The 20828-nt window shown below is 69.4% G+C and carries 20 protein-coding genes and 1 riboswitch; of the genes, 8 read left to right on the top strand and 12 right to left on the bottom strand.

Features of this window, described 5'->3' with window-relative positions:
* Positions 1-18 precede the first annotated feature (18 nt).
* The 4 genes from BM362_RS31205 to BM362_RS31185 all read right to left on the bottom strand — a co-directional run bounded on the left by BM362_RS31205 (position 19) and on the right by BM362_RS31185 (position 4012).
* On the bottom strand, positions 19-504 hold the full coding sequence (locus tag BM362_RS31205) for a nuclear transport factor 2 family protein (RefSeq protein ID WP_202508063.1): 486 nt from the start codon (positions 502-504) through the stop codon (positions 19-21).
* 60 nt (positions 505-564) lie between these two features.
* Positions 565-756 carry a hypothetical protein gene (locus tag BM362_RS31200; RefSeq protein ID WP_093575533.1) on the bottom strand — a complete coding sequence of 64 codons (192 nt, stop codon included), beginning with the start codon at positions 754-756 and terminating at the stop codon, positions 565-567.
* Positions 757-1231: 475 nt separating this feature from the next.
* Positions 1232-3001 (bottom strand): ABC-F family ATP-binding cassette domain-containing protein, encoded by a 1770-nt coding sequence (locus tag BM362_RS31190; RefSeq protein ID WP_093575531.1) that lies wholly within the window; start codon positions 2999-3001, stop codon positions 1232-1234.
* A 42-nt stretch (positions 3002-3043) separates the two neighbouring features.
* Positions 3044-4012, bottom strand: coding sequence for a 4-(cytidine 5'-diphospho)-2-C-methyl-D-erythritol kinase (locus BM362_RS31185; RefSeq protein ID WP_067575570.1), 969 nt, complete (start codon positions 4010-4012; stop codon positions 3044-3046).
* A gap of 121 nt (positions 4013-4133) precedes the next feature.
* Here BM362_RS31185 and BM362_RS31180 point away from each other — a divergent pair, with 121 nt between their 5' ends.
* Positions 4134-4628: a hypothetical protein gene (locus tag BM362_RS31180; protein WP_093575530.1), complete on the top strand. Its 495-nt coding sequence runs from the start codon at positions 4134-4136 to the stop codon at positions 4626-4628.
* Positions 4629-4715: 87 nt separating this feature from the next.
* On the opposite strand, the gene BM362_RS31175 is transcribed toward BM362_RS31180, so the two are convergent.
* The 6 genes from BM362_RS31175 to metG all read right to left on the bottom strand — a co-directional run bounded on the left by BM362_RS31175 (position 4716) and on the right by metG (position 12632).
* Complete coding sequence (locus BM362_RS31175) at positions 4716-5729, bottom strand: methionine ABC transporter ATP-binding protein (RefSeq protein WP_067575561.1); 1014 nt, start codon at positions 5727-5729, stop codon at positions 4716-4718.
* A gap of 215 nt (positions 5730-5944) precedes the next feature.
* Positions 5945-6035, bottom strand: a riboswitch (SAM riboswitch).
* A 542-nt stretch (positions 6036-6577) separates the two neighbouring features.
* Positions 6578-6886 (bottom strand): hypothetical protein, encoded by a 309-nt coding sequence (locus BM362_RS31170; protein ID WP_093575529.1) that lies wholly within the window; start codon positions 6884-6886, stop codon positions 6578-6580.
* A 41-nt stretch (positions 6887-6927) separates the two neighbouring features.
* Entirely contained in the window at positions 6928-7770 is an 843-nt protein-coding gene (rsmA, locus tag BM362_RS31165; protein WP_093575528.1) for a 16S rRNA (adenine(1518)-N(6)/adenine(1519)-N(6))-dimethyltransferase RsmA, read from the bottom strand.
* A 92-nt stretch (positions 7771-7862) separates the two neighbouring features.
* Positions 7863-9245 carry a resuscitation-promoting factor gene (locus BM362_RS31160; protein ID WP_067576510.1) on the bottom strand — a complete coding sequence of 461 codons (1383 nt, stop codon included), beginning with the start codon at positions 9243-9245 and terminating at the stop codon, positions 7863-7865.
* Positions 9246-9673: 428 nt separating this feature from the next.
* Positions 9674-10498 (bottom strand): TatD family hydrolase, encoded by an 825-nt coding sequence (locus BM362_RS31155; RefSeq protein ID WP_093575526.1) that lies wholly within the window; start codon positions 10496-10498, stop codon positions 9674-9676.
* 337 nt (positions 10499-10835) lie between these two features.
* Complete coding sequence (gene metG / locus BM362_RS31150; RefSeq protein ID WP_067575553.1) at positions 10836-12632, bottom strand: methionine--tRNA ligase; 1797 nt, start codon at positions 12630-12632, stop codon at positions 10836-10838.
* A gap of 61 nt (positions 12633-12693) precedes the next feature.
* Here metG and BM362_RS31145 point away from each other — a divergent pair, with 61 nt between their 5' ends.
* The 5 genes from BM362_RS31145 (at position 12694) to BM362_RS31125 (ending at position 17121) form a co-directional block, all read left to right on the top strand.
* Positions 12694-13278, top strand: a complete 585-nt coding sequence (locus tag BM362_RS31145; protein ID WP_067575552.1) for a PadR family transcriptional regulator — start codon at positions 12694-12696, stop codon at positions 13276-13278.
* 92 nt (positions 13279-13370) lie between these two features.
* Positions 13371-14369 (top strand): ATP-binding cassette domain-containing protein, encoded by a 999-nt coding sequence (locus BM362_RS31140; RefSeq protein ID WP_067575551.1) that lies wholly within the window; start codon positions 13371-13373, stop codon positions 14367-14369.
* The gene (locus tag BM362_RS31135; RefSeq protein ID WP_067575550.1) at positions 14359-15123 is read left to right on the top strand and encodes an ABC transporter permease; all 765 of its coding nucleotides are present in this window, start codon (positions 14359-14361) and stop codon (positions 15121-15123) included. Before BM362_RS31140 ends, BM362_RS31135 begins: the two co-directional genes overlap by 11 nt.
* A 99-nt stretch (positions 15124-15222) precedes the next feature.
* The gene (locus BM362_RS31130) at positions 15223-15837 is read left to right on the top strand and encodes a glycoside hydrolase family 25 protein (RefSeq protein ID WP_067575549.1); all 615 of its coding nucleotides are present in this window, start codon (positions 15223-15225) and stop codon (positions 15835-15837) included.
* 45 nt (positions 15838-15882) lie between these two features.
* Entirely contained in the window at positions 15883-17121 is a 1239-nt protein-coding gene (locus tag BM362_RS31125) for an aminodeoxychorismate synthase component I (RefSeq protein ID WP_067575547.1), read from the top strand.
* A gap of 34 nt (positions 17122-17155) precedes the next feature.
* Here BM362_RS31125 and BM362_RS31120 read toward each other — a convergent pair whose 3' ends face one another.
* Complete coding sequence (locus BM362_RS31120; RefSeq protein ID WP_093575525.1) at positions 17156-18115, bottom strand: quinone oxidoreductase family protein; 960 nt, start codon at positions 18113-18115, stop codon at positions 17156-17158.
* Positions 18116-18291: 176 nt separating this feature from the next.
* Between BM362_RS31120 and BM362_RS31115 the strand changes: the two genes are divergently transcribed.
* Positions 18292-18768 carry a QsdR family transcriptional regulator gene (locus BM362_RS31115; protein ID WP_093575524.1) on the top strand — a complete coding sequence of 159 codons (477 nt, stop codon included), beginning with the start codon at positions 18292-18294 and terminating at the stop codon, positions 18766-18768.
* A gap of 9 nt (positions 18769-18777) precedes the next feature.
* Positions 18778-19941 carry a TolB-like translocation protein gene (locus tag BM362_RS31110; protein WP_208865391.1) on the top strand — a complete coding sequence of 388 codons (1164 nt, stop codon included), beginning with the start codon at positions 18778-18780 and terminating at the stop codon, positions 19939-19941.
* A gap of 1 nt (position 19942) precedes the next feature.
* Here the strand turns inward: BM362_RS31110 and rsmI are convergent, their stop codons facing one another.
* Positions 19943-20782 carry a 16S rRNA (cytidine(1402)-2'-O)-methyltransferase gene (gene rsmI / locus BM362_RS31105; RefSeq protein ID WP_067575536.1) on the bottom strand — a complete coding sequence of 280 codons (840 nt, stop codon included), beginning with the start codon at positions 20780-20782 and terminating at the stop codon, positions 19943-19945.
* Between the last annotated feature and the right edge of the window lie 46 nt (positions 20783-20828).

Raw genomic sequence — 20828 nt, 5'->3', positions numbered from 1 at the left:
GCGGCAGCTCGTCGCGGGTTAGTTTCCGGAACTCCAGCGGCCCGGACGGGGGTAGAAATCCTCCGCCGCAATCAGGCCGTCCGCGTCGACCGGCCACACGATCAGCTGCCTGCTGACATACCGGTAGTCCGCGTCCGGATCGTCGATCGGGAAGCTCATCTGCCGCGCGGCCGCGCCAGGAGGCAGCGTGTGCAGATCGCCTTCCGTGACCAGCGCATGATCGTCAACAATGAGCCGGTCCATCCGGGATTCGAGGTGATTCGCCTTGCTCGCTGCGAATGCCGCGTAGTACTCGCGGACGGCGTCGTGGCCCTTCGGTCCGGTGTCGCCGCAGAAGTGATACGCGGCGTCCTTGCTGACCGTCGCCATCAGCCGGTCGAGATCCGGTTCCGCTTCGGCCTTCAGGTGTTCCAGGACGATGCCGAACACCCGCCGGTGCCGGGGGTTCACGGTCGTCTTGAGCCGCTGTTCGAGCATCTGCCAGGTGCGGGCGAGGTCGATCATGAGCGTCCCTCCGGGAAACGCGCGCCGCCGGACCCGCCCAGTCCGAGCGACGGGCGTCGCCTACCCGACGTCGCCCAGCGTGCGATCCGAGGTCACCAACCGCCGGGCCAGCAGCGCGAACGTCGCCTGGAACCGGTCCATCGCGTCCTCGAGCCACCAGCCGGTCGCCGCTTCGATCCGGTCCAGGCGACGGCCCGGCGATCGAACACAGTGGACGATGCGAAGCGCAGCGCGGTGCGGGCTTGCTGCCACTACAGGGGTGCGGCTGACTCGCCGTAGCGATCCAGACGTCCACGGCTCGGTCCAGACCGGTCGAGGCGGGCGGGCGGCGAGGTCGTCGTGCAGGCCCCGGCCAATTCGCGGGGTGCCGGACCGCCTTGGGTCAGTGCTCGGGTCGGGCGGCCGAGGCGGTGGTGTCGCGGCCGACCGGCACCGGCGCGGGCGAGTGCGTCCAGGCCGTCCTCTGGAGCACCGGTGCGGACGAGCGCGGCGACTGGCTGGGCGAGGTCGTGGCCGAGCAAATGCAGTGCACGCAAGCGATCCCGGTGTTATTCGCGGGTCGATACCGCGATTTCCAGCAGGCTGGGTTCGCCGGGCCGGAGCGGCGGGCAAACCCGCGCCGTCGAGCCACACGGATGCTCCGTCGATGACAGCGCCGACCGGACCACCGCGTCTGGCGCAAGGCCGGCCGGACGCGTTGAAATGCGCGATCGGCCGGAGTCGTGAGTCACTCGGCGAGTTCGGACGTCTCCAGCCACCGTGCTTCGACGTCGTCCTTCTCCGCCAGGACGGCCTTCAGGTCGGTGTTCAGCTCGATCAGCTTCTCCGGGTCGGTGGCCGCTTCCGCCAACGCGGCGTGCAGCTTCTCTTCCCGCTTCGCGAGCTGGTCCAGCTTCCGCTCCAATCGGCCCAATTCCTTTTGCGCCGCACGGGTTTCCGCCGCACTGCGCTTGGCTTCGGCCTTCTCCGCCGGAGGTGCCTCGCGACGCGGCGTGGCTTCCTTCGCCCGAGCGCGGCGTTGCAGATACTCCTCGATGCCGCCCGGCAGATGGGTGACCTTGCCGTCGCCGAGAAGCGCGTACGTGGCGTCGCAGACGCGCTCGACCAGGTACCGGTCGTGCGAGACCACCACCATCGTGCCCGGCCAGCCGTCGAGCAGGTCTTCGAGCTGTTGCAGGGTGTCGATGTCCAGGTCGTTCGTCGGCTCGTCCAGCAGCAGCACGTTCGGCTCGGCCATCAGCAACCGGCACAGCTGCAGCCGACGACGTTCGCCACCGGACAGGTCGCCGACCGGCGTCCATTGCCGAGCGGCGGGGAAGCCGAGCTTCTCGCCGAGCTGCGAGGCGGTCATTTCCTGCTTGCCGAACACGACGCGACCGGAGATCTGCTCGATCGCTTGCAGCACGCGAAGGTCAGCGGGCAGGTCGTCGAGTTCCTGGCGCAGGTGCGCGAGCGCGACCGTCTTGCCTTGCACCCGCCGTCCGGTCGGCGATTCGACATCACCGCCCAGCAGCTTCAGCAGCGTGGTCTTGCCGGAGCCGTTCACCCCGACGAGACCGATCCGGTCGCCCGGGCCGATCCGCCATGTGACGTGGTCGAGCAAGGTCCGGTCGCCAACCCGCAGCGAAGCGTCTTCCAACTCCAGTACCGTCTTGCCGAGCCTGCGTTTCGCGAACGCCATCAGCTCCACCGAATCGCGCAGCGGCGGCACGTCGGCGATCAGCGCCTCGGCGGCTTCGACGCGGTAGCGCGGCTTCGAGGAACGCGCCTGCGGTCCGCGCCGCAGCCACGCCAATTCCTTGCGCGCCAGGTTCTGCCGCTTCTCCTCCGCGGTCGCGGCGAGGCGGGCGCGTTCGGCGCGGGCGAAAATCCAGTCGGCGTAACCGCCTTCGTACTGCTCGACCCGGCCGTTCGCGACCTCCCAGGTGAGGCTCGCGACGGTGTCGAGGAACCACCGGTCGTGCGTCACGACCACGACCGCGATCCGGCGGCCCAGCAGATGGTCGGCGAGCCAGCGAACGCCTTCGACGTCAAGGTGGTTAGTGGGCTCGTCGAGCACCACGAGGTCCAGTTCGCCGGTCAGGGCGGCGGCCAGCGCGACGCGACGGCGTTCGCCGCCGGACAGGTTCGCGGTCGGGGTGTCGAGACCGATCGCGGTGATGCCGAGACCATCCACAATAGACCGGACGCGCGCGTCGGCGGCCCATTCGTGCTCGGCTCCGTAGCGCTGCAGCACCACGTCGCCGACCGTGCTGCCCGCGGGCAGTTCGGTGCGCTGGGTGACGACAGCCATCCGCAGGCCGCGCACCTGGCTCACCCGGCCGGAATCCGGCTCGCTCAGTCCGGAAAGGACTTCGAGCAGCGTGGTCTTGCCGCCGCCGTTGAGCCCGACGACGCCGATGCGCTGCCCCTCGGCGACACCGAGGGAAACGTTGTCCAGCAACGGCTTCACGCCGTAGGACCTGCTCACCGATTCCAGGTTGACCAGGTTGGCCATCCGGATCCTTTCCACTGTGGACTATTGACTCAAGCTTGCGGTTCAGGCGTGCACGCGCGGCGGCGCGTTGCGCGGCGCGTCGTCGCCGCCGACCACCCTGGCCCCGGGCACCGGGCCGTGCGCGACTCGCACCGTCCGGCACACTCCCGCGCCGGACAGTTCAGCGGCCACCTCGACCGCGGTTTCCGCGTCGGAGCACAGGAACGCGCACGTCGGCCCGGAGCCGGACACGCATCCGGCGAGCGCGCCCGCGTTCACCCCGGCGCGCAGCGTGCGGCGCAGGCCGGGCCGCAGCGACACCGCGGCCGCTTGCAAGTCATTGCCGAGCAACAGCGCGAGTTGGCGAGGATCACCCGAGGCGAGCGCCTCCACTACCGGCGTGTGCGACCCGATCCGCGGCGGCTTGCCGTCGGCGCGCAGCCGGTCGAGTTCGCCGAACACCTGGGGCGTGGACAGGCCTTCCTCGTCGAAGGCCAGCACCCAATGGAACGTGTGCCGCGCGAGCACCGGCACGAGCTGCTCGCCGCGGCCGGTGCCGAGCGCAGTGCCGCCGTACAGCGCGAAGGGCACGTCGCTGCCCAAGCTGCTGGCGATGGTGGCCAACTCGTCGCGGGTGACGTCGAGCTTCCAGAGCGACGAGAGCCCGACCAGTGCCGCCGCCGCGTCCGCGCTCCCGCCCGCCATGCCGCCTGCGACCGGAATGCCCTTGCGCAGCACGATTCGTACCTTCGGCTCATCCGCGTCCGGCCGTCCGGCGTAGGAGGCCAGCTCGCACGCCGCGCGCCAGGCGAGGTTCGCGCTGTCGGTGGGTACGGTGCGCTCCCCCTCGCCGTACACCTCAAGCCCTGGCTCGTCGGTGGCCGCGACGGTCACCTCGTCGGTGAGCGAAAGCGCCTGGAAGACGGTGACCAGCTCGTGGAACCCGTCCGCCCGCAGGTCGCCGACGGCCAGGTGCAGGTTGACCTTGGCCGGGACCCGGACGGTGACTGGTGGTGGAACGACGGCGAGCACCCGTCCAGCCTACGTGGCTGTCGCTGACCAGGCGCCGCCAGGAGAAAACGTTGGCACGGAAGTTCCCCCAACCGTCGCTCCGAAGTGGCCAGGCGGGCTAATTTGGAACTACTTTGTAACTATGCGCGCGCCGGAGGTCAACCTGTCCGAGCTGTCCCTGCACCCGCGCCGGGTCGTGGAACAGCTCGAAGGTTCGCCGACCCGTTCGGTCCGGATTCGCCGCCGGGAGAAGGACAAACCCGATCTGGTGCTCGTAACCGCCGAGCGCGCCGAGCAGGCGGCGGCCGGGTTTTCGGCGACCGTCACGATCCTCGTGGAGCTGATGCGCCGCAGCGCCGAGACGGCCGCGCTCGCCGCCGAGGCGCTGCCCGCCGCGTTCCCGTGGGCGCGGTACCTGTCGGCGGACGAGGTGCGGACGTTCGCCGGCGAACTGGCCGAAACCCTGGAACGAGCCGAATCCCTCGGCAACCCGGTGCCGTTCGCCGCCCTCGTGGCGAAGTGGAAGCAGACCGCCGAGGCGCACGCGGATCCGGAACTGGCGGAGATCGTGCGCCGGAGCGACCACAATGGACAGACTTCAGGACGCATGTCCTATAATTTTGACCACGCGACCTGATTCCTCGGGCGACGCGTCCCGCAGACGTGGCGAGGGCCGTCCCAACCGAATGGGACGGCCCTCGGAAACCGCTCAGGCAAAGGTTAATCAGGCGGCGACGACGCTTTGCGGGCCGCGAGCCGGCTGGCTCACGTGCGCGCCCCGGTCGGAGATCCAGGACAGCGCGGCGTCGGCCCGCTCGCCGCGGACGCCGAGGCGGAACCGGGCGATCGGGGTGTCCCCGATGCGGGTGAGGCCGCCGCCGATGGTGGCGAGCTCCACGTCGAAACGGCTGGCCGCCTCGGGCAGCAGGGCACCCACCGAAGCGAAGCCGATCAGGACGACGTCGACCGCGCGGTCGTACTTCGCGGACTGGGCGCGCGAGGTCTCGACCGACGGCAGCACCGCCTGCGCGGTCCAGCTGTCCGGCGTCGAGATCAGGTCGAGCACCGTGCCGCGCTCGACGATCGCGCCGTTGTCGAGCACGGCGACGTCGTCGCAGACCCGGCGGACGACGTCCGCGTCCGGAGTGGTGACGACGACCGTCACGCCCAGCTCGGCCCGCGCCCGGTCGAGCACGGCGAGCACCGCGCCCGCGTCCTCGGCCGCGATCCCGGCGGTCGGGTCGTCGGCGAGCAGCACGGCCGGTCCGGCGGCGAGCGCCTTGGCGACCGCGACCCGGCGGAGCTGGCCATCGGTGAGTTCTTCCGGCTTCTGCGCGGCACGGGCGGTGAGGCCGACCAGGTCGAGCAGCGAGCCGACCCGGCTGCGCCGCTGCGGGCCGTCGACACCGAGCTGCTCCAGCGGGCTGGCGATGTTGCCCGCGATGGTGCGCTCGGCGATCAGCTCCGGCTTGGTCCCGACGACACCCAGCTGGCGGCGGATCTCCCGCAGCCGCTTGCCGTCGAGCGTCGCGGTGTTGAGGCCGTCGAGCCGCACGACGCCGCGGTCGGGACGCTCCTGCAGCGCGATGCACCGGGCGAGGGTCGACTTGCCGGAACCGGACGGACCCACGACCCCGAACAGCGAACCGGCTTGCACGTCAACGCTCACGTCGCGCAGCGCGGCGACACGATTTCCGTGGAAGGGAAAGGACTTGGACACGTTTTCGACAGTGATCACGAAAGGGCTCCAGGCAAACGAGGCGCAGCGCCGATTCCGGGCGCGCCAGGCGTCATCGAATTACCGTCCACTGTGGACGGCGCAAGAAACTGCGGAAAAAACGATCAGGCGATGACCATGAAGCGTGGACACGCACATACCGAGCGGCGACCTTCGTCGACTACGCGCCGGCGGGTCAGCAGGAGCGGGCGGGTGACCCTCTTCATCGAAAACAGCCTCCATCGGTCCTGGCGGTAGCACCTGCCCCGCGGAGGGTGGTTGCTGCGACTTCGGCGAGCCAGGTCTCTCAGTCGCTCGGGATGGACGCTTCTGAGTAAAGCCGATCCCATTGGCTGAACGCAAGCGCGTTGGTGCAGATCACACGTCTGGTGGTGCCCGCATACCGGAACACCGCGTCCAGAACCCGGAAACCCGGAACCTCGGCCGCCGAACAGTGCCTCGACCTGCGAAACACTCGCGGCGATGGCAGGCGGCGAACTAGTTCGGTCTACTGTGGACGATCCAGGTTCTTGATGGAACAGGAGTTTTCCCGTTGTCAAGGGGCGATGGTCCGCAGGCCTCGGCACTCGGGCCGCCGAGGCTTCGGCCGGGCTGAGATAGGTCAGCGGAGCGAAGCACCTCGGGTCGGCGCCGCCGAACAATCCGGGGTGCGGAGCAAGCAGACTCGCCCGAATGCCAAGGGCCGGACGAGCTGCTCGTCACAGGAACACGGCTGCCTTGGCCGTGCTCGCACGATGACCGAAAGTAGCTAGCCGCTCACGGAATACCTGTCCCGGCGCCGCCGTTGGATGTCACAAAGCGCACGCGATTCGGGGATCTCTGCGACGGGGGGTGCTTGCGATGCCCGGCTACCACCGGTACCGCTTCTTCGACGCGAAGTAGGCCACCGGAATCCCGGCCAGCACGCGCACGAAGGAGATCCCCGCGACGTACGGGCCGCGGTCGTAGGAGGCTTGCTGTGCTCGCGCCATCGATTCGTACGTGCCGCCACCGCTGCAGAAGTACGACGGATCGCGCGGCATCACCCGGTCACCGCACATCACCGCGTCCGGTTCCGTGAACCGCATCGAGACCCCGGCCGCCGTGCCGACGAGGCCGCCGACGATCAGCACCGCGCCGACGAGCTGAAGCAGGGCCAGCGAAAGATTCCGGACCATGCCGGGGAACCTAGCCTCGCCCCTGCGGGAGGGGTCTCCGATCAGTTACCGGCGACCGCGATCCGCGCGAACGCTTGCACGTCCAGCTGCTCCCCGCGCGTCTTCGGATCGATCCCCGCCTCAGCGAGCAGCTCGCCTGCCCGCTCGGCAGAACCGGCCCACCCCGCCAATGCGGCCCGCAAAGTCTTGCGCCGCTGCGAGAACGCCGCGTCGATCACCGCGAACAGCCGTGCGCGATCCACTCCGGAAACCGGGTCGGTCCGGGTGAACGAGACCAGCGCGGAATCGACGTTCGGCACCGGCCAGAACACCGCGCGCGGCACCGCGGCCACCTTGCGCGCCGGGCCGTACCAAGCGAGCTTCACACTCGGCACGCCGTAAGTGCGGCTGCCCGGCCCGGCCGCCATCCGGTCGGCGACCTCGGTCTGGACCATTACCAGCCCGCTGCGCAGCGAGGGCAGTTCGGCCAGCAGGTGCAGCACCACCGGCACCGCGACGTTGTACGGCAGGTTCGCCACGATCGACACCGGCTCAGCCGGCAGGTCAGCCGCCCGCACCCGCAGCGCGTCCGCGCCGACGACGGTCAGCCGCTCCGCTGCCTCAGGCGCGCGCTCGGCCACTGTGCGCGGCAGGCGGGCGGCCAGCACCGGATCGATCTCCACGGCGACGACCTGAGCGCCCGCGGCCAGCAGGCCCAGCGTCAGCGAGCCGAGACCGGGCCCGACCTCCAGGACGACATCCCCCGGCCGCACGCCGCCGAGTTCGACGATGCGGCGGACCGTGTTGGGGTCGTGCACGAAGTTCTGCCCGAGCTTCTTCGTGGGCCGGACGTCGAGTTCGTCGGCCAGCCCGCGGATTTCGGCAGGCCCCAGCAGTTCCACCACCGGACGAGCCTACCCAGCGACAACGCGGCGGACGAAAACAGGCGGCCGGGAGCGCGAGGCTCCCGGCCGCCTGCCGGAAAATCAGCGAGTGCTCAGGCCTTGTAGCCGCAGCCCCAGGCGCTGTAGCCACCGCGGGCGTCGCGCACCTTCTCGGCGACCGCGATCTGCTGCTCACGGGTGGCCTTGTCGGCCGTCGGGGCGTACTGCTGGCCGCCGTAGGCGTTCCAGGTCTGCCGGTCGAACTGCAGGCCGCCGTAGTAGCCGTTGCCGGTGTTGATCGACCAGTTGCCGCTCGACTCGCACTGCGCGATGCGGTCCCACACGCCGGTGTCGCCGATCGCCGGGGCCGGCGGCTTCTTGGTGCCGACCTTGATGATCTTGGCCTTGGCCTCGACGAGAACCTTCTCCGAGACCTGCTCGCGCGCGACCTCTTCGCCGTTTTTCTTCGTGACCTTGTAGGTCACCAGCTTCTTGCCCGGCGTGCCCGGGTCCTCGACGCTCTGCTGGCCCTGCAGCTGCGTCGGGTCGTCGACCTTCTGCACCTCGGGGTCGATGGTCTCTTCCTGGTTGACCATCGACACGCCCATGCGGCTGACGTGGACCTCGGCGCCGTTCTTCAGGCTGACGTCGAGACCGCCCTCGATCGCGTCGTCCGGGCCGAGGTTCAGCTTCAGGTCGGAGGCGAACTCCTTGGTGGTCACCGCGGTGGTGTCCACCTTGCGGGGCGCGTTGGTGCCGTCGAAAAGCGTGATGTGCTTGAGGGTCTTGACCTGGACGGTCGAGCCCTGCAACGGCAGTTCGCCGGACGAGGGCATCGACGTCCACGCGCCCTGGGAAAGCATGCTGCCCATGCCGAGCTGGTTCATGGCCTCGCTGAGCGTGGTCGCGCGGACCCAGGAGGGCCGGGACACGCCGTCCACGACGAGGTTCAGCTGGCGGCCGCGCTCAAGCTTGATGACGCCGCCGTCGCCGACCGCCGCCTGCGGCGAGGGCGAAAGCGCGTCGTGCTCGCCGACCGACAGGCCCGCGTCCTTGAGGACGTCGCCGACGGTGCCGCCGAAGCTGTGCACGGTCTGCTGGTGGCCGTCGACGTCGACGGTGATGCTCTTGTTCATCGCGAGCGCCGCCGCACCGCCACCGCCGACGGTGACCAGCAGCGAAAGCACCGCGCCCTTGAGGAAGCGCCGCTTCCAGGTCTTGGTCGCCTCGCGCAGCCCTTCCTCGACCGCGGCCTTCTTGGCCTGCGGGGAGGCGGTGCGGTCCTGCTCGACCTCGTCCGGGAGGACGAGCGGCGGAAGCATCGTGGTTTCCGCGTTGATGAGCCGGATCAGCTCGTCGACGTCGACATCGATTTCCGACATCAGCATGTCGGCGTCCGGGCCGAGCGCGGCGAGCACGTCCTGCTCGGTCACGCGGAGCTCGTCGGAGAAGTCCAGCTGCCCGTAGGCGGTGTCCTCCAGCTCGCGATCGAGCACGGCCACCGAGGACTCGGAGGAGGAGAAATACGCCGAACCCGCGTCAAGACGCGAGTCATCCTGCCGACTACCAGTCACCGGGTCGTTCCCTTTCCCAAGACACCGCGCGTCATGCGCGCGTCGTCCTTCGTTAGCGACGCGCCCTCGGGCGCGCCTCTCAAGTCCGACACCCCCAGCCAGCGCCATCGTCACGGTCCCGAGTCGTACCAACCCCGGTTCCGCTTCCCCGACGTGCACTGACGTGACTGGTGGGCGTATCAGCCGGCATCCGCTGCGCGGTACCGACCGGCACGATCACGGGACAGTAACGGGTGTTGGCAGGTTGCGCAAACACCCCCCGGAGTGTCGTGACTTGCGTCACTCATCAGGTGGACGAATGCGCGGTCTCGAATGTCGCAATCCGTGCAACCCGTTGTGACACTACGGAATCATGCCGGCAGCCGGTATGCGCGTTCGGCAGTGGTCCGGACCGCTTCGGCCACCTCGTGCACCGCTTCGCCGCGCAGCTGAGCGAGGAAGCGAACGGTGTAGGCAGTGCAATACGGCTCGTTCGGCCGCCCACGGTAGGGATGAGGCGTCAGAAATGGTGCGTCAGTCTCCGCGAGGAACTGCCCGCGCGGCACGAGCCGCGCGGCCTCGCGCAGCCCGCGCGCGTTCTTAAAGGTGACCGTGCCCGCGAAGGACAGGATGTAGCCCTTGTCGACACAGCGGCGCGCGATGTGCTCGTCGCCGGAGAAGCAGTGGAAGACGACCGTCTCGGGCGCGCCTTCCTCGTCGAGGATGCGAAGCACGTCCTCGTGCGCGTCGCGGTCGTGGATCATCAACGCCTTGCCAAGCCGCTTCGCAAGGTCGATGTGCCAGCGAAACGCAGCCTGCTGCGCATCGTGCGGCGAGTAGTCCCAGTAGTAATCGAGCCCCGTCTCGCCGACCGCGACCACCCGTTCCCCGCGCGCCAGACGCTCCACTTCGGACTGTTCGGCAGGCCCGAATTCCTTGGTGCGCGTGGGATGAATAGCGACCGCCGCGAAAACCCGCGAGTCCCAGGTGGACGCTTCGGTCGCCCATCGAGCGGCAGCGAGATCATCCGCGACCGTGACAACACGCGCGACACCAGCCCGCTCCGCGCGGTCAACCATCTCCGCGACATCAGCCGCAGTCTTCGCACCACACGCGTCCAGATGAGTGTGCGCGTCAACCACCGTCACCGGCAGCCGGTCGGGAATCGGGGGAAGTTCGCGCTTTTCGTCACCCATGGCCCCCAAGTTACTGCGCGCCTGACCCCCGAATGCCGTGAGGGGAACCCTCACAGACGCTGTTTCCCCCAGGGTCCCCCTCACGGACCGTCGAACTTAGATTCCCTCAAGAGCCCTTCACCACCCCACCCACAAACCGCAGCCGCTGCACCCACGATCGAGGCACCCAGCCCCTCCCCCGCACCCCGATACGAAGCCTCCCTGCGGGCGGCGGGTGCTTGTCAAGGCATCTTTCCCGCCTTGACAAGCACCCGCCGCCCGTCAGCACACTCAAGCTTCGGGGTGCCCCACGCCAGCCCAAAGGCAATGTCGCCGCCAGGCGACGAGCCCCCCAGACTCAGTCAGTCACGATCGGAGCCCACTCCGGCCCAGTCTCCCCCAGCTTCGGGTCCAGCTTCGTGAACAACGGCGTCGGCTTCTCAAGCGGACGCCCGACCTCGACCGGCTTCGACTCCCACTTGGCCTGCTCACTCTGGTAATCACCGGTCAAGATGGGATTGACCCGATCCGGCAGGTCAAGATCCTCGACCTCCTGCAGCTCAGGCTGCGCAGCCCACACCCCAGTCCCGCCAAGCGCCTCATGCACCTTCTGCGCCGAATGCGGCAGGAACGGCGTCAGCAACGTATTAGCGTCGCTAACCACCTGCAACGCCGTATGCAGCACCGCGTCCCGCCGATCCGGATCGTCCTTGAGCTTCCAAGGCTCCTGATCCGACAGGTACCGGTTAGCCGCCGTAACCACCCGCATCGCCTCAGCCGCAGCCAGCTTGAACCGCGACCGCGCCAGATGCCCGCCCGCCGTCTCGAACGCCTGCCGAGACAGCGCCTTCAACTCCTCGTCAGCGGGCGCGGGCTCGGTCGGAGCCGGAATCGCCCCATTGTTCTTGTGCGCCATCGAAATCGACCGGTTGACGAGGTTGCCCCACTCGTTGGCCAGCTCGAAGTTGGTCCGCCGAACGAACTCGTCCCACGTGAAGTCCGTGTCCTGGGTCTCCGGCCCGGCCACCGAGATGAAGTACCGCAACGCGTCCGGGCCGAACTCGCGCAGGAAGTCGTGCACGTAGATGACCGTGCCGCGCGAGGTGGAGAACTTCGAGCCGCTCATGGTGAGGAACTCGCTGGACACGATCTCGTCCGGCAGGTGCAGCTTGCCGTACTTGCCCGGCTCGCCGCCGTGGTCGCCGTCGCCGTTCTGGCCGAGCAGCAGCGCGGGCCAGATCTGGGCGTGGAAGGTGATGTTGTCCTTGCCCATGAAGTAGTAGGCGCGCGCGTCGGCGTTGGCCCACCACTCCTGCCAGGCGTCCGGTGTGCCGTTGCGGCGCGCCCATTCGACGCTGGCGGAGAAGTAGCCGATGACCGCGTCGAACCAGACGTAGAACCGCTTGAGCGGCTGGTCGCGCCAGCCCTCCAGCGGGATCTTCACGCCCCAGTCGAGGTCGCGGGTGATCGGCCGCGGCCGCATGTCGTCGATCAGGTTCTTGGTGAAGTTGAGGACGTTCGGGCGCCAGTCGGTCTTGGTGCCCAGCCAGTCGCCGAGGGTCTGGGTGAACGCGGGCAGGTCGAGGAAGTAGTGCTCGGTCTCGACGAACTTCGGCGTCTCGCCGTTGATCCGCGACTTCGGGTTGATCAGCTCGGCGGCGTCGAGCTGGTTGCCGCAGTTGTCGCACTGGTCGCCGCGTGCGCCGTCGTAGCCGCAGATCGGGCAGGTGCCCTCGATGTAGCGGTCGGGCAGCGTGCGGCCGGTGGACGGGCTGATCGCGCCGCGGGTGGTCTTCGGGACGACGTAGCCGTTGCGGTTGAGCGCGAGGAAGATCTCCTGCGTCACCGCGGCGTGGTTGCCGGTGGTGGTGCGGGTGAACAGGTCGTAGGAGAGGCCGAGACCTTGCAGGTCCTCGTCGATCTGGCGGGTGTACTTGTCCGCGGTCTGCTGCGGGGTCATCCCCTCTTTGTCCGCCTGGACGGTGATCGGCGTGCCGTGTTCGTCGGTCCCGGACACCATGAGCACCCGGTTGCCGGCCATTCGCTGGTAGCGGGAGAAGACGTCGGACGGGACGCCGAATCCGGACACGTGGCCGATGTGGCGGGGGCCGTTGGCGTAGGGCCAGGCCACCGCGGTCAACACAGGGGTGCTCATACCTGTTTAGCCTACGGATGCGTTCCAGGGCGTTTCCTGGCGGTCGGGGAAGGGAGAGCCGGTGTCGGCGACGCGTCTGCTGGTGCTCGGGGTCGTGCGGATGTTCGGCCGCGCGCACGGCTACCAGGTGCGCCGCGAACTGCTGTCGTGGTCGGCGGACAAGTGGGCGAACGTCCAGCCCGGTTCGATCTACCACGCGCTCAAGAAAATGGCCGCCGAGGACCTGCTGGAGAAGATCGACGTCGAACCGGGCGACGGCGGCCCGGACCGGGTCGCCTACCGGCTCTCTCCCGCGGGCGAGCAGGAGTTCCAGGTGCTGCTGGCGAAGGGCTTGTCCGATCCGAGCGCGAGCAACGCGGAGCTGTGCGCGGCGATCAGCCTGATGCCCGCGCTCCCTCGCAAGCACGTGATCAGCCTGCTTCGGCAGAACCTCATCCACTTCGAGGCGGAAGAGCGCCGTTCGCAGCTGGGCCTGGAGGACGACACCTGGAACAAGCCGCCGCATGTGTCCGAGCTGTTCCGGCTGTGGGGCGGGATCGCCAGGGCCAGCACGGAATGGCTCACCGGGCTGATCGCCAGGCTCGAGGCGGGCGAATACGTGATGGCCGACGATCCGGGCTCGGCGTTCGGCCAGCCGCCCCAGTAATCAAATTTGACTAACCCTTCGGTTCCGGGCACAGTGTGCGCGTCAGCTATTCAAAATTGACTAGCTGATCTTCTGGGAGGAGAGGGCAATCCATGATCACGGCACGCGGACTTGAGCGGCGGTTCCGCCGCAAGGGCCGAGCCGGTGGCGAAGTGCACGCGGTGCAGGGGGTCGATCTCGACGTCGAGGCGGGCGAGCTGGTCGGCTTCCTCGGCCCGAACGGGGCGGGCAAGACCACCACGCTGCGCATGCTCACCACCTTGCTGAAACCGACCGCGGGCACCGCGACCGTCGGCGGGCACGACCTGCTCACCGATGCGGCGGGGGTGCGCCGCACCATCGGGTACGTCGCCCAGGGCGGCGGGACCGCGCCCGAATCGCGCGTCGGCGAAGAGCTGGAGCTGCAGGGCAGGCTGTACCGGATGAGCAAGGCCGACGCGATCGCGCGCGGCAAGGTGCTCACCGAGCAGCTCGACCTGGCCGGGCTGGAGCAGCGGGCCACGAAAACGCTGTCCGGGGGTCAGCGGCGGCGGCTCGACATCGCGCTGGGGCTGATCCATTCGCCGGGGCTGGTGTTCCTCGACGAGCCGTCCACCGGGCTCGATCCGCAGAGCCGGGCGAACCTGTGGGAACACATCCGGCGACTGCGCGCCGAGCAGGGCGTCACGATCTTCCTGACCACGCATTACCTCGACGAGGCCGACGCGCTGGCCGACCGGCTGATCGTGATCGACGACGGCCGGATCGTCGCCGAGGGGCATCCGGACGCGCTGAAGGAGCAGGTCTCCGGCGACGGCGTGGCGATCGAGGTCGATCCGCGCTCCGCCGCGGCCGCCGCGGACCTGGCCCGGCAGCTGCCCGGCGCGCACGAGTTCGCCGTGCGCGAGGGGTCGATCCGGTTCCGGGTGCCGCGCGGCGACACCGCGATGCCGGAGCTGCTGCGCGCGCTCGACGCCAAGGAAATCGCGACGACCTCGATGCAGGTCACGCGGCCGACCTTGGACGACGTATTCCTTACGCTCACCGGCCGGTCGCTGCGCGAAGCCGAGCAGCCCGCGCCGGCGGAACCGGAGGTGTCCGGTGTGGCATGACACCTGGCTGATCTTCCGCCGCGACATGGCGGGCGCGCTGCGGAATCCCGCGTGGCTGCTGATCGGGCTCGCCCAGCCGTTGCTGTACCTGTTCTTCTTCGGCCCGCTGCTGGTGAAGTCGCTCAGCGCGCAGGGGATGTCCGAGGTCGACGGCTGGATGGTGCTCACGCCCGCGCTGATCGCGCAGCTGGCGCTGTTCGGCAGCTCGTTCGTGGGCTTCGGGCTGCTGGCCGAGTTCCGGTCCGGCGTGGTCGAGCGGCTGCGCGTCACCCCGGTGCACCGGGCCGCGCTGCTGCTCGGGAAGGTGCTGGCGAACGCGTTGCAGGCGACCGTGCAATCGGTGCTGATCATCCTGCTCGCCTACCTGGTGTTCGACCTGAACGCGCCGTTCGGCGGCGTGCTGCTGAGCCTCGCGATCGTGTTCCTGCTCGCGCTCACGCTGGCGTCGTGCTCCTACGCGCTGGCCCTCACGCTCAAGAGCGAGGAGGCGTTCCCGGCGCTGCTCAACGCGGTGCTCATGCCGTTGCTGCTGCTGTCCGGGATCCTCATCCCGATCACCGCGGGCCTGGCTCCGAAGTGGCTGTACACGATCTCGCAGATCAATCCGTTCCGGCACGTGGTCGACGTGGAGCGCAACAGCTTCCGCGGCGACTTCTCGATGGACGCGCTGTTCACCGGCAGCGTGGTCGTGCTGGTCATGGCCGTGGTGGCGATCTGGTGGGGAACGCGCACCTTCCAACGGGAAAACGCCTGATCAAAGCCTATCGACACGCCGGGTGAAAGGTCACCCCGCTCCGGAATTCCGGACGTAGGGTGGCCTTTCACCCGTCGTGGGGCTTGTCAGGGGTGCGAGGTGGCGGAACCGGAGAGTGGGCGCGGACTCACGCTCACTCATCGCGAGCAAGTGCTCGACTGGACGGCGGTGCGCGGTGCCGACGTGCGGTTCGCCTCGGTCACGATCAGTGAAAACGTCAACTGGAGCGATCCGGGCGCGGAGCGGACGCTGGCCGCGGCCCAGCACGCGGGCATCCACACCGGGGCCCGGCACTACGCCCGGCCCGGCGCGGTGCACGACCAGGCCGACCATTTCGTCCGGACGGCGAGCAGGCTCGGCGCGTTCGCGCCCGGATCGCTCGCCCCCGCACTGGAGGTGGACGCGCAAAGCGTCGACGACCGGTTCGTGAAGGCGTGGATCAAGCACGTGCGGCACGCCGCGAAGATCAGCCGGGTGCTCGTGTACGCCGGGCACGACTGCTGGGCGCACCGCCTGCACCCGGACCGCTGGGCCGATTCCGAGGTGGTGCTGTGGCTCGTGCGGCACAACGGCATCCCCGGGCGGCCCGGCTGGTTCCATTCGCGGCTCGGGCTGCACCAGCACGCCTTCGCACCGGACGTGCCAGGCGTCGACGGGCCGGTGGCCCAGGACGCGGTGGTGTATCCGTTCGCGCTGTCCGATGTGCTGCTCTGATCACCTTTTCCGCTGGTCACCGCCGGATTCCGGCACAATGGCGCGATGCGTTTCCAGCGGCTGCGGACCGACCTGACCCCTTCCCGGGTGCTCGTTCTGCTGTCCACGTACGCCCGGGCGCACGGCCTGCCCGATCCGGCCGCGGTATGCGGGAACTGGTTCGGGTCGCGGGCCGTGGTGGCGCCGTTCGTGGCGGTGACTCCGCGGCCGTTCCCGGCTGATTTCCCGGCCTCGGGGCCGTCGGGCCGGATCGGCGGTGGATGGTTCGGGTTTCTGGCTTACGACCAGGCGGATCCGTCCGGCCGATCGACCGGGGTTCCGGCGTCGGCCTGGGGCTGGGCGGATCACCTGCTGCGCTGGGACGCGGCGGGGGTGTGCTGGTTCGAGTCGATCGAAGGTGACGCTGACGCGCAGCTCGCCGTGGTGGAGCGGGCGTTGGCCGGGTCCGCGGAGGTGTCGTGGTCCGCTAGTGCGTTGGACCGGCCGTCCGGGCACGCGCAGGCGGTGAAGGCGTGCGTGCACGAGATCGAGGCGGGCGAGCTGTTCCAGGCGAACATCTGCTCGCGGTTCATCGGGGCGTTCGAGGGCTCGCCCGCCGCGCTGTTCGCCGAGGGGGTGCGGCGGCTGGCTCCGCGGCGGGCGGCTTACGTCACCGGTGAATGGGGTTCGGTGGTTTCGCTGTCGCCGGAGCTGTTTTTGGAACGCCACGGCCGCCGCGTGCGGTCGTCGCCGATCAAGGGGACGCTGCCCCGCCGCGGTCCGGCGGACGACGGCAACGCGCTCCGGCTGCGGCAGTCGGCGAAGGACGTCGCGGAGAACGTGATGATCACCGACCTGGTGCGCAACGACCTCGGCCGGGTGTGCGAGGTCGGCAGCGTCGTGGTGCCGGAACTGCTCGCGGTGCACCCGGCTCCGGGGGTGTGGCATCTGGCGTCCACTGTGGAGGGTGTGCTGGCGGACGGGGTAACCGACGCCGCACTGCTGGCGGCGACGTTCCCGCCGGGTTCGGTTACCGGGGCGCCGAAGATTCGGGCACTGGACCTGATCGCCGAGCTGGAACCGGCCGCGCGCGGCGGGTACACCGGCGCGGTCGGGTTGCTGTCGCCGCTGGCGGGGCTGGAGCTGAACGTGGCGATCCGGACGTTCGAGATCGCCGGGGACCGGATCGCGTTGGGGGTCGGCGGCGGGATCACGGCGGACTCGGACAGTGCGGCGGAGTGGCAGGAGTGCCTGCACAAGGCGGCGCCGTTGGAGGAACTGCTGGCTAGCCCTCGTGAGTGCTGATCGCGGTGAGAACCGCGATCAGCACTCACGAGCCCTACCTGCGCGGGTCGAGCAGCAACTTCCCCGTCGTGCCCCGCGACCGCAGCGCCTCGTGCGCCCTCCGCGCGTCCGCCAACGCGTACTCGCCGCCCGCGATCGCGCGGAGCTTCCCGTCCCGCACCATGGTGAACAGCTCGCCGAGGGCGGTGCCGAAAACGTTGCCCGGCAAGCGGAACACGTGCGGCAACCACATCCCGGCGACGGTCGCGCTGTGGCCGAGCAGATTGCGCAACTCGATCGGCTTCGGCGACCGGCGGCCGGCCATCCCGTAGAACACCAGACGGCCGAACGGGGCGAGCGCGGCGATGCTCTGGTCGGTCGTGGTGCCGCCGACCATGTCGAGAACGATGTCCACCCGCTTGCCGCCGTTGGCTTCCCGCAGGACTTCGGTCATGTTCTCCGCGCGGGAATCGACCGCGACGTCCGCGCCGAGCTCGATCGCCAGCTCGCGTTTTTCCGCACTGCTCGCGGTCGCGATGACCCGGCCCGCTCCCCACGCGTTCGCCAGCTGCACCGCGATCGAACCAACCCCGCCGGCCGCGGCGTGCACGACCACCGTCTCGCCGGGCTCAAGGTGAGCGTTCTTGCGCAGCATGATCCACGCGGTCGCGCCCTGGACCAGCATCGACAGCGCGTTCAGGTCGTCGACGCCGTCCGGCACCGGGAACGTCATGGCCTCGTCGGCCGCGACGCGCTCGGCGTACCCGCCGCCGTCGTTGAGCAGCGCGACCACGCGCTTGCCGTCCGCCGTGCGGCCGACCACCTCGCCGCCCGGCACGAGCGGCAGTTTGCTCGGAGCGAGATACGAGTTCTCCGCCTGATGCGTGTCCGCGTAATTCAGCCCGACGCGGTCGACCTCGATCAGCACCTGCCCCGGCCCGGCCACCGGATCGGGCAGCTCGACCGGCTTCAGCACCTCGGGACCGCCGAACTCGGTCACCTGCACAGCACGCATCTTCGCGGCTCCTCTCGCTCTCCGTGAGACATTCTGCCACATGTCTCATTCTCGGGACACTTTCTGCTAACGTCTCACCCATCGACACGCCACTCTCCGCCCGCACCTCGCGACCCGACGCCGTCGCGGCCTTCCGCCTCGCCCGCGCCCGGTTCCTCGCCGGAGACCGCGTCGACATGCGAGACCTGGCCGGCGACCTCGGCGTCAGCCGCGCCACCCTGCACCGCTGGGTCGGCAGCCGGGACCATCTGCTGAGCGAAATCCTGTGGGCGGAGACCTCGGCGGTGCTGGATAACGTGAGTTACGCGGGCCGCGGCGGCGACGGCATCGCGGAGGCGATCGGCGCGTTCGTGCGGACAGTCAACGCTTCTGAGCCGTTCCGCGCGTTCTTGCGCCGGGAGCCGGAACGCGCGCTGAGGTTGTTGACCACCAAGGCGAGTCTGGTGCAGTCGCGGACTATCGAGAAGGTGCAGGCGTTGCTGTCGGCCGAGGCCGCGGCCGGGCGGCTGGCATCTCCGCTGCCGGTAGCGGATCTGGCGTATCTGCTGGTGCGGGTCGGCGAGTCGTTTATCTACACCGACGCGATCACCGGCGAGGAGCCGAACGCGGAGAAGGCCTTGGTAGCGGCGAAAATGCTGTTGCGCGGTCGCTAAAGTCTTCTGGTGACCGCTGTCCAGGCCATCGCCCGGATCCCCACCGCTTCGATCGGCAAGCTGGTGTGCCATCCGAAACTGCCGCTCGTCGCCGGGATCGATCAGGACCGGCCCGCGGTGCGCCTCTACTACGCCGAGCGAGTGCTTCGCGAATTCGGCGCAGTGGGCGCGGATTCCGCGCAGTACGGGAAGTTCGACCGCTGGCCCGTCGTCGCCTGGCATCCGGAGCGGCCGGAACTGGTCGTGTCCGGCGGCGGGGAAACGGTGCGCTGGACCCGGAACGGCACCTCCGTGCTGGATATCGCCGTCTCCGACGACGTGGCGTTCAGCCCGGACGGCCAGTCATTGTGGACGTCGCCGACCCCGCCCGGTCTCTGCGATCGTTCGGACGTCATCGACCTCGGCACCGGCATCGTCGAATTCGCTCCGGTCTGGGACACCGGCATCGTCGCGCATCCGGCGGGCGGGCTGATCGCCACTAAGCAGAGCGATCAGGGCGCGACCTTTGTGCTCTTCTCCCGCCCAGGCGACCGGCTGCGGTTCCGCGACCGGGCCCTGATTCTGGACGGCGGCGGCTACGGGCTTCCGGTCTTCAGCCCCGACGGGCGACACCTGGCGATTCGCGGCGACGACCCCGGACACCTGGTCCTGGTCTTCGAGTTCCCCTCGCTGCGCCGAGTCCGCAAAACCACGTTCTCCGTTCCGGAGCCAGACAGCATTGACGACATGAACTGGGTCGCCGAGTACCGCAGCTGGGCCTGGCACAACATCGCTTTCGGCACGCGGCCCGGCGCACTGTGGATCGGGACGCCGTCCGGCACCGTGCTGGAGCTGGACGTGGAGCGCGGCCGAACCACGGAGCACAAACTGCTCCGCTCGGCAGTGACCGCGCTGGCCGCGACGTCGAGCGGCGACCTCGTGGTCGCCGGAGACGGCGAACTCGCGCTGGTGCCCGTTCCCGGTCCGCGCACTGTCGCGGATCCGGCCACCGTCGCCGAGTTCCTCGCCAGCACCGCGGAAATTCCCGGCGACGGCCTGCCGGAAGACCACGTCGTGCACACCGACGGCATCAGCACCTGGGGGCAGGAGGACCTGGCCACGATCACTGAAGCCGCGCCCGGCGACCCGCACTGGCTGCAGACCCGCGCCTGGCTCAACGCCCGCCGGAGCTGACTCACTTCCGAGCAGCGAGCACCGCCGCGTAAAGCTCCTTTGTAGACACCCCAGCCGCACCCGCCACCTCGGCCGCGACGGTCTTCAGCCGCTCCCCCGACGCGACCCGCTCCGCCACCTCCGGCACCAAGTCCGGCACCGATACCTGCCGAGGCGGCGCGCCCTCCAGCACCACCGAGATCTCGCCGCGCACCCCGTCCGCTGCCCACTCGGCAAGTTCCGCGAGAGTGCCGCGTTTGACCTCTTCGTAGGTCTTTGTCAGCTCCCGGCATACCGCGGCCCGCCGCGACCCGCCCAGCGCGGCGGCAGCGTCGGCCAGCAGGGACGCGATCCGGTGCGGCGATTCGAAGAACACGACAGTCCGACGCTCGCTCACCAACTCCGCGAACCACTTCGTCCGCTCGCCGGGCTTGCGCGGCGCGAAACCCTCGAAGCAGAACCGGTCGCACGGCAGCCCGGACAACGCGAGCGCCGTCGTCACCGCCGACGGGCCGGGGAGGCAGGTGATCGGCAGGTCCTCCTCGACGCAAGCAGCCACGAGACGGAAGCCCGGATCGGACACGCTCGGCATCCCGGCATCGGTCACGACCAGCACCGTCTCGCCGCCGTGCAGTGCTTCCAGCAGCTTCGGCAGCCGGGCCGTCTCGACGTCCTCGTAGAAACTCACCACCCGGCCGGAAGGCGACACGCCGAGCGCGGAAGCGAGGCCGCGCAGGCGCCGGGTGTCCTCGGCCGCGATCACGTCTGCCGAGCCCAGCGCCTCGATCAGCCGGGCGGACGCGTCGCCGGGATCGCCGAGCGGGGTGGCGGCGAGCACGAGCCGTCCGGACGCAGAAGTCATGGCAGTCAGCCTAACCAGACGCCACCGGTGGATCAGGCCGTACTAT

The sequence above is a fragment of the Amycolatopsis rubida genome (assembly GCF_900115345.1).
In the GTDB taxonomy this organism is placed as follows: Bacteria; Actinomycetota; Actinomycetes; order Mycobacteriales; family Pseudonocardiaceae; genus Amycolatopsis; species Amycolatopsis rubida.
Note: the sequence above shows the minus strand (reverse complement) of the source record. Positions and strands in the feature narration are given on the sequence as shown.

Bases quoted from the DNA above. Each gene is read 5' to 3' on its own strand.
- BM362_RS31155 (WP_093575526.1), bottom strand. From the start codon at position 10,498: ATGGGTGACGAAAAGCGCGAACTTCCCCCGATTCCCGACCGGCTGCCG.
- BM362_RS31115 (WP_093575524.1), top strand. From the start codon at position 18,292: ATGCGAGACCTGGCCGGCGACCTCGGCGTCAGCCGCGCCACCCTGCAC.
- BM362_RS31125 (WP_067575547.1), top strand. From the start codon at position 15,883: ATGCGTTTCCAGCGGCTGCGGACCGACCTGACCCCTTCCCGGGTGCTC.
- metG (WP_067575553.1), bottom strand. From the start codon at position 12,632: ATGAGCACCCCTGTGTTGACCGCGGTGGCCTGGCCCTACGCCAACGGC.
- BM362_RS31180 (WP_093575530.1), top strand. From the start codon at position 4,134: ATGCGCGCGCCGGAGGTCAACCTGTCCGAGCTGTCCCTGCACCCGCGC.
- BM362_RS31205 (WP_202508063.1), bottom strand. From the start codon at position 504: ATGATCGACCTCGCCCGCACCTGGCAGATGCTCGAACAGCGGCTCAAG.
- BM362_RS31140 (WP_067575551.1), top strand. From the start codon at position 13,371: ATGATCACGGCACGCGGACTTGAGCGGCGGTTCCGCCGCAAGGGCCGA.
- rsmI (WP_067575536.1), bottom strand. From the start codon at position 20,782: ATGACTTCTGCGTCCGGACGGCTCGTGCTCGCCGCCACCCCGCTCGGC.
- BM362_RS31170 (WP_093575529.1), bottom strand. From the start codon at position 6,886: ATGGTCCGGAATCTTTCGCTGGCCCTGCTTCAGCTCGTCGGCGCGGTG.
- BM362_RS31120 (WP_093575525.1), bottom strand. From the start codon at position 18,115: ATGCGTGCTGTGCAGGTGACCGAGTTCGGCGGTCCCGAGGTGCTGAAG.
- BM362_RS31190 (WP_093575531.1), bottom strand. From the start codon at position 3,001: ATGGCCAACCTGGTCAACCTGGAATCGGTGAGCAGGTCCTACGGCGTG.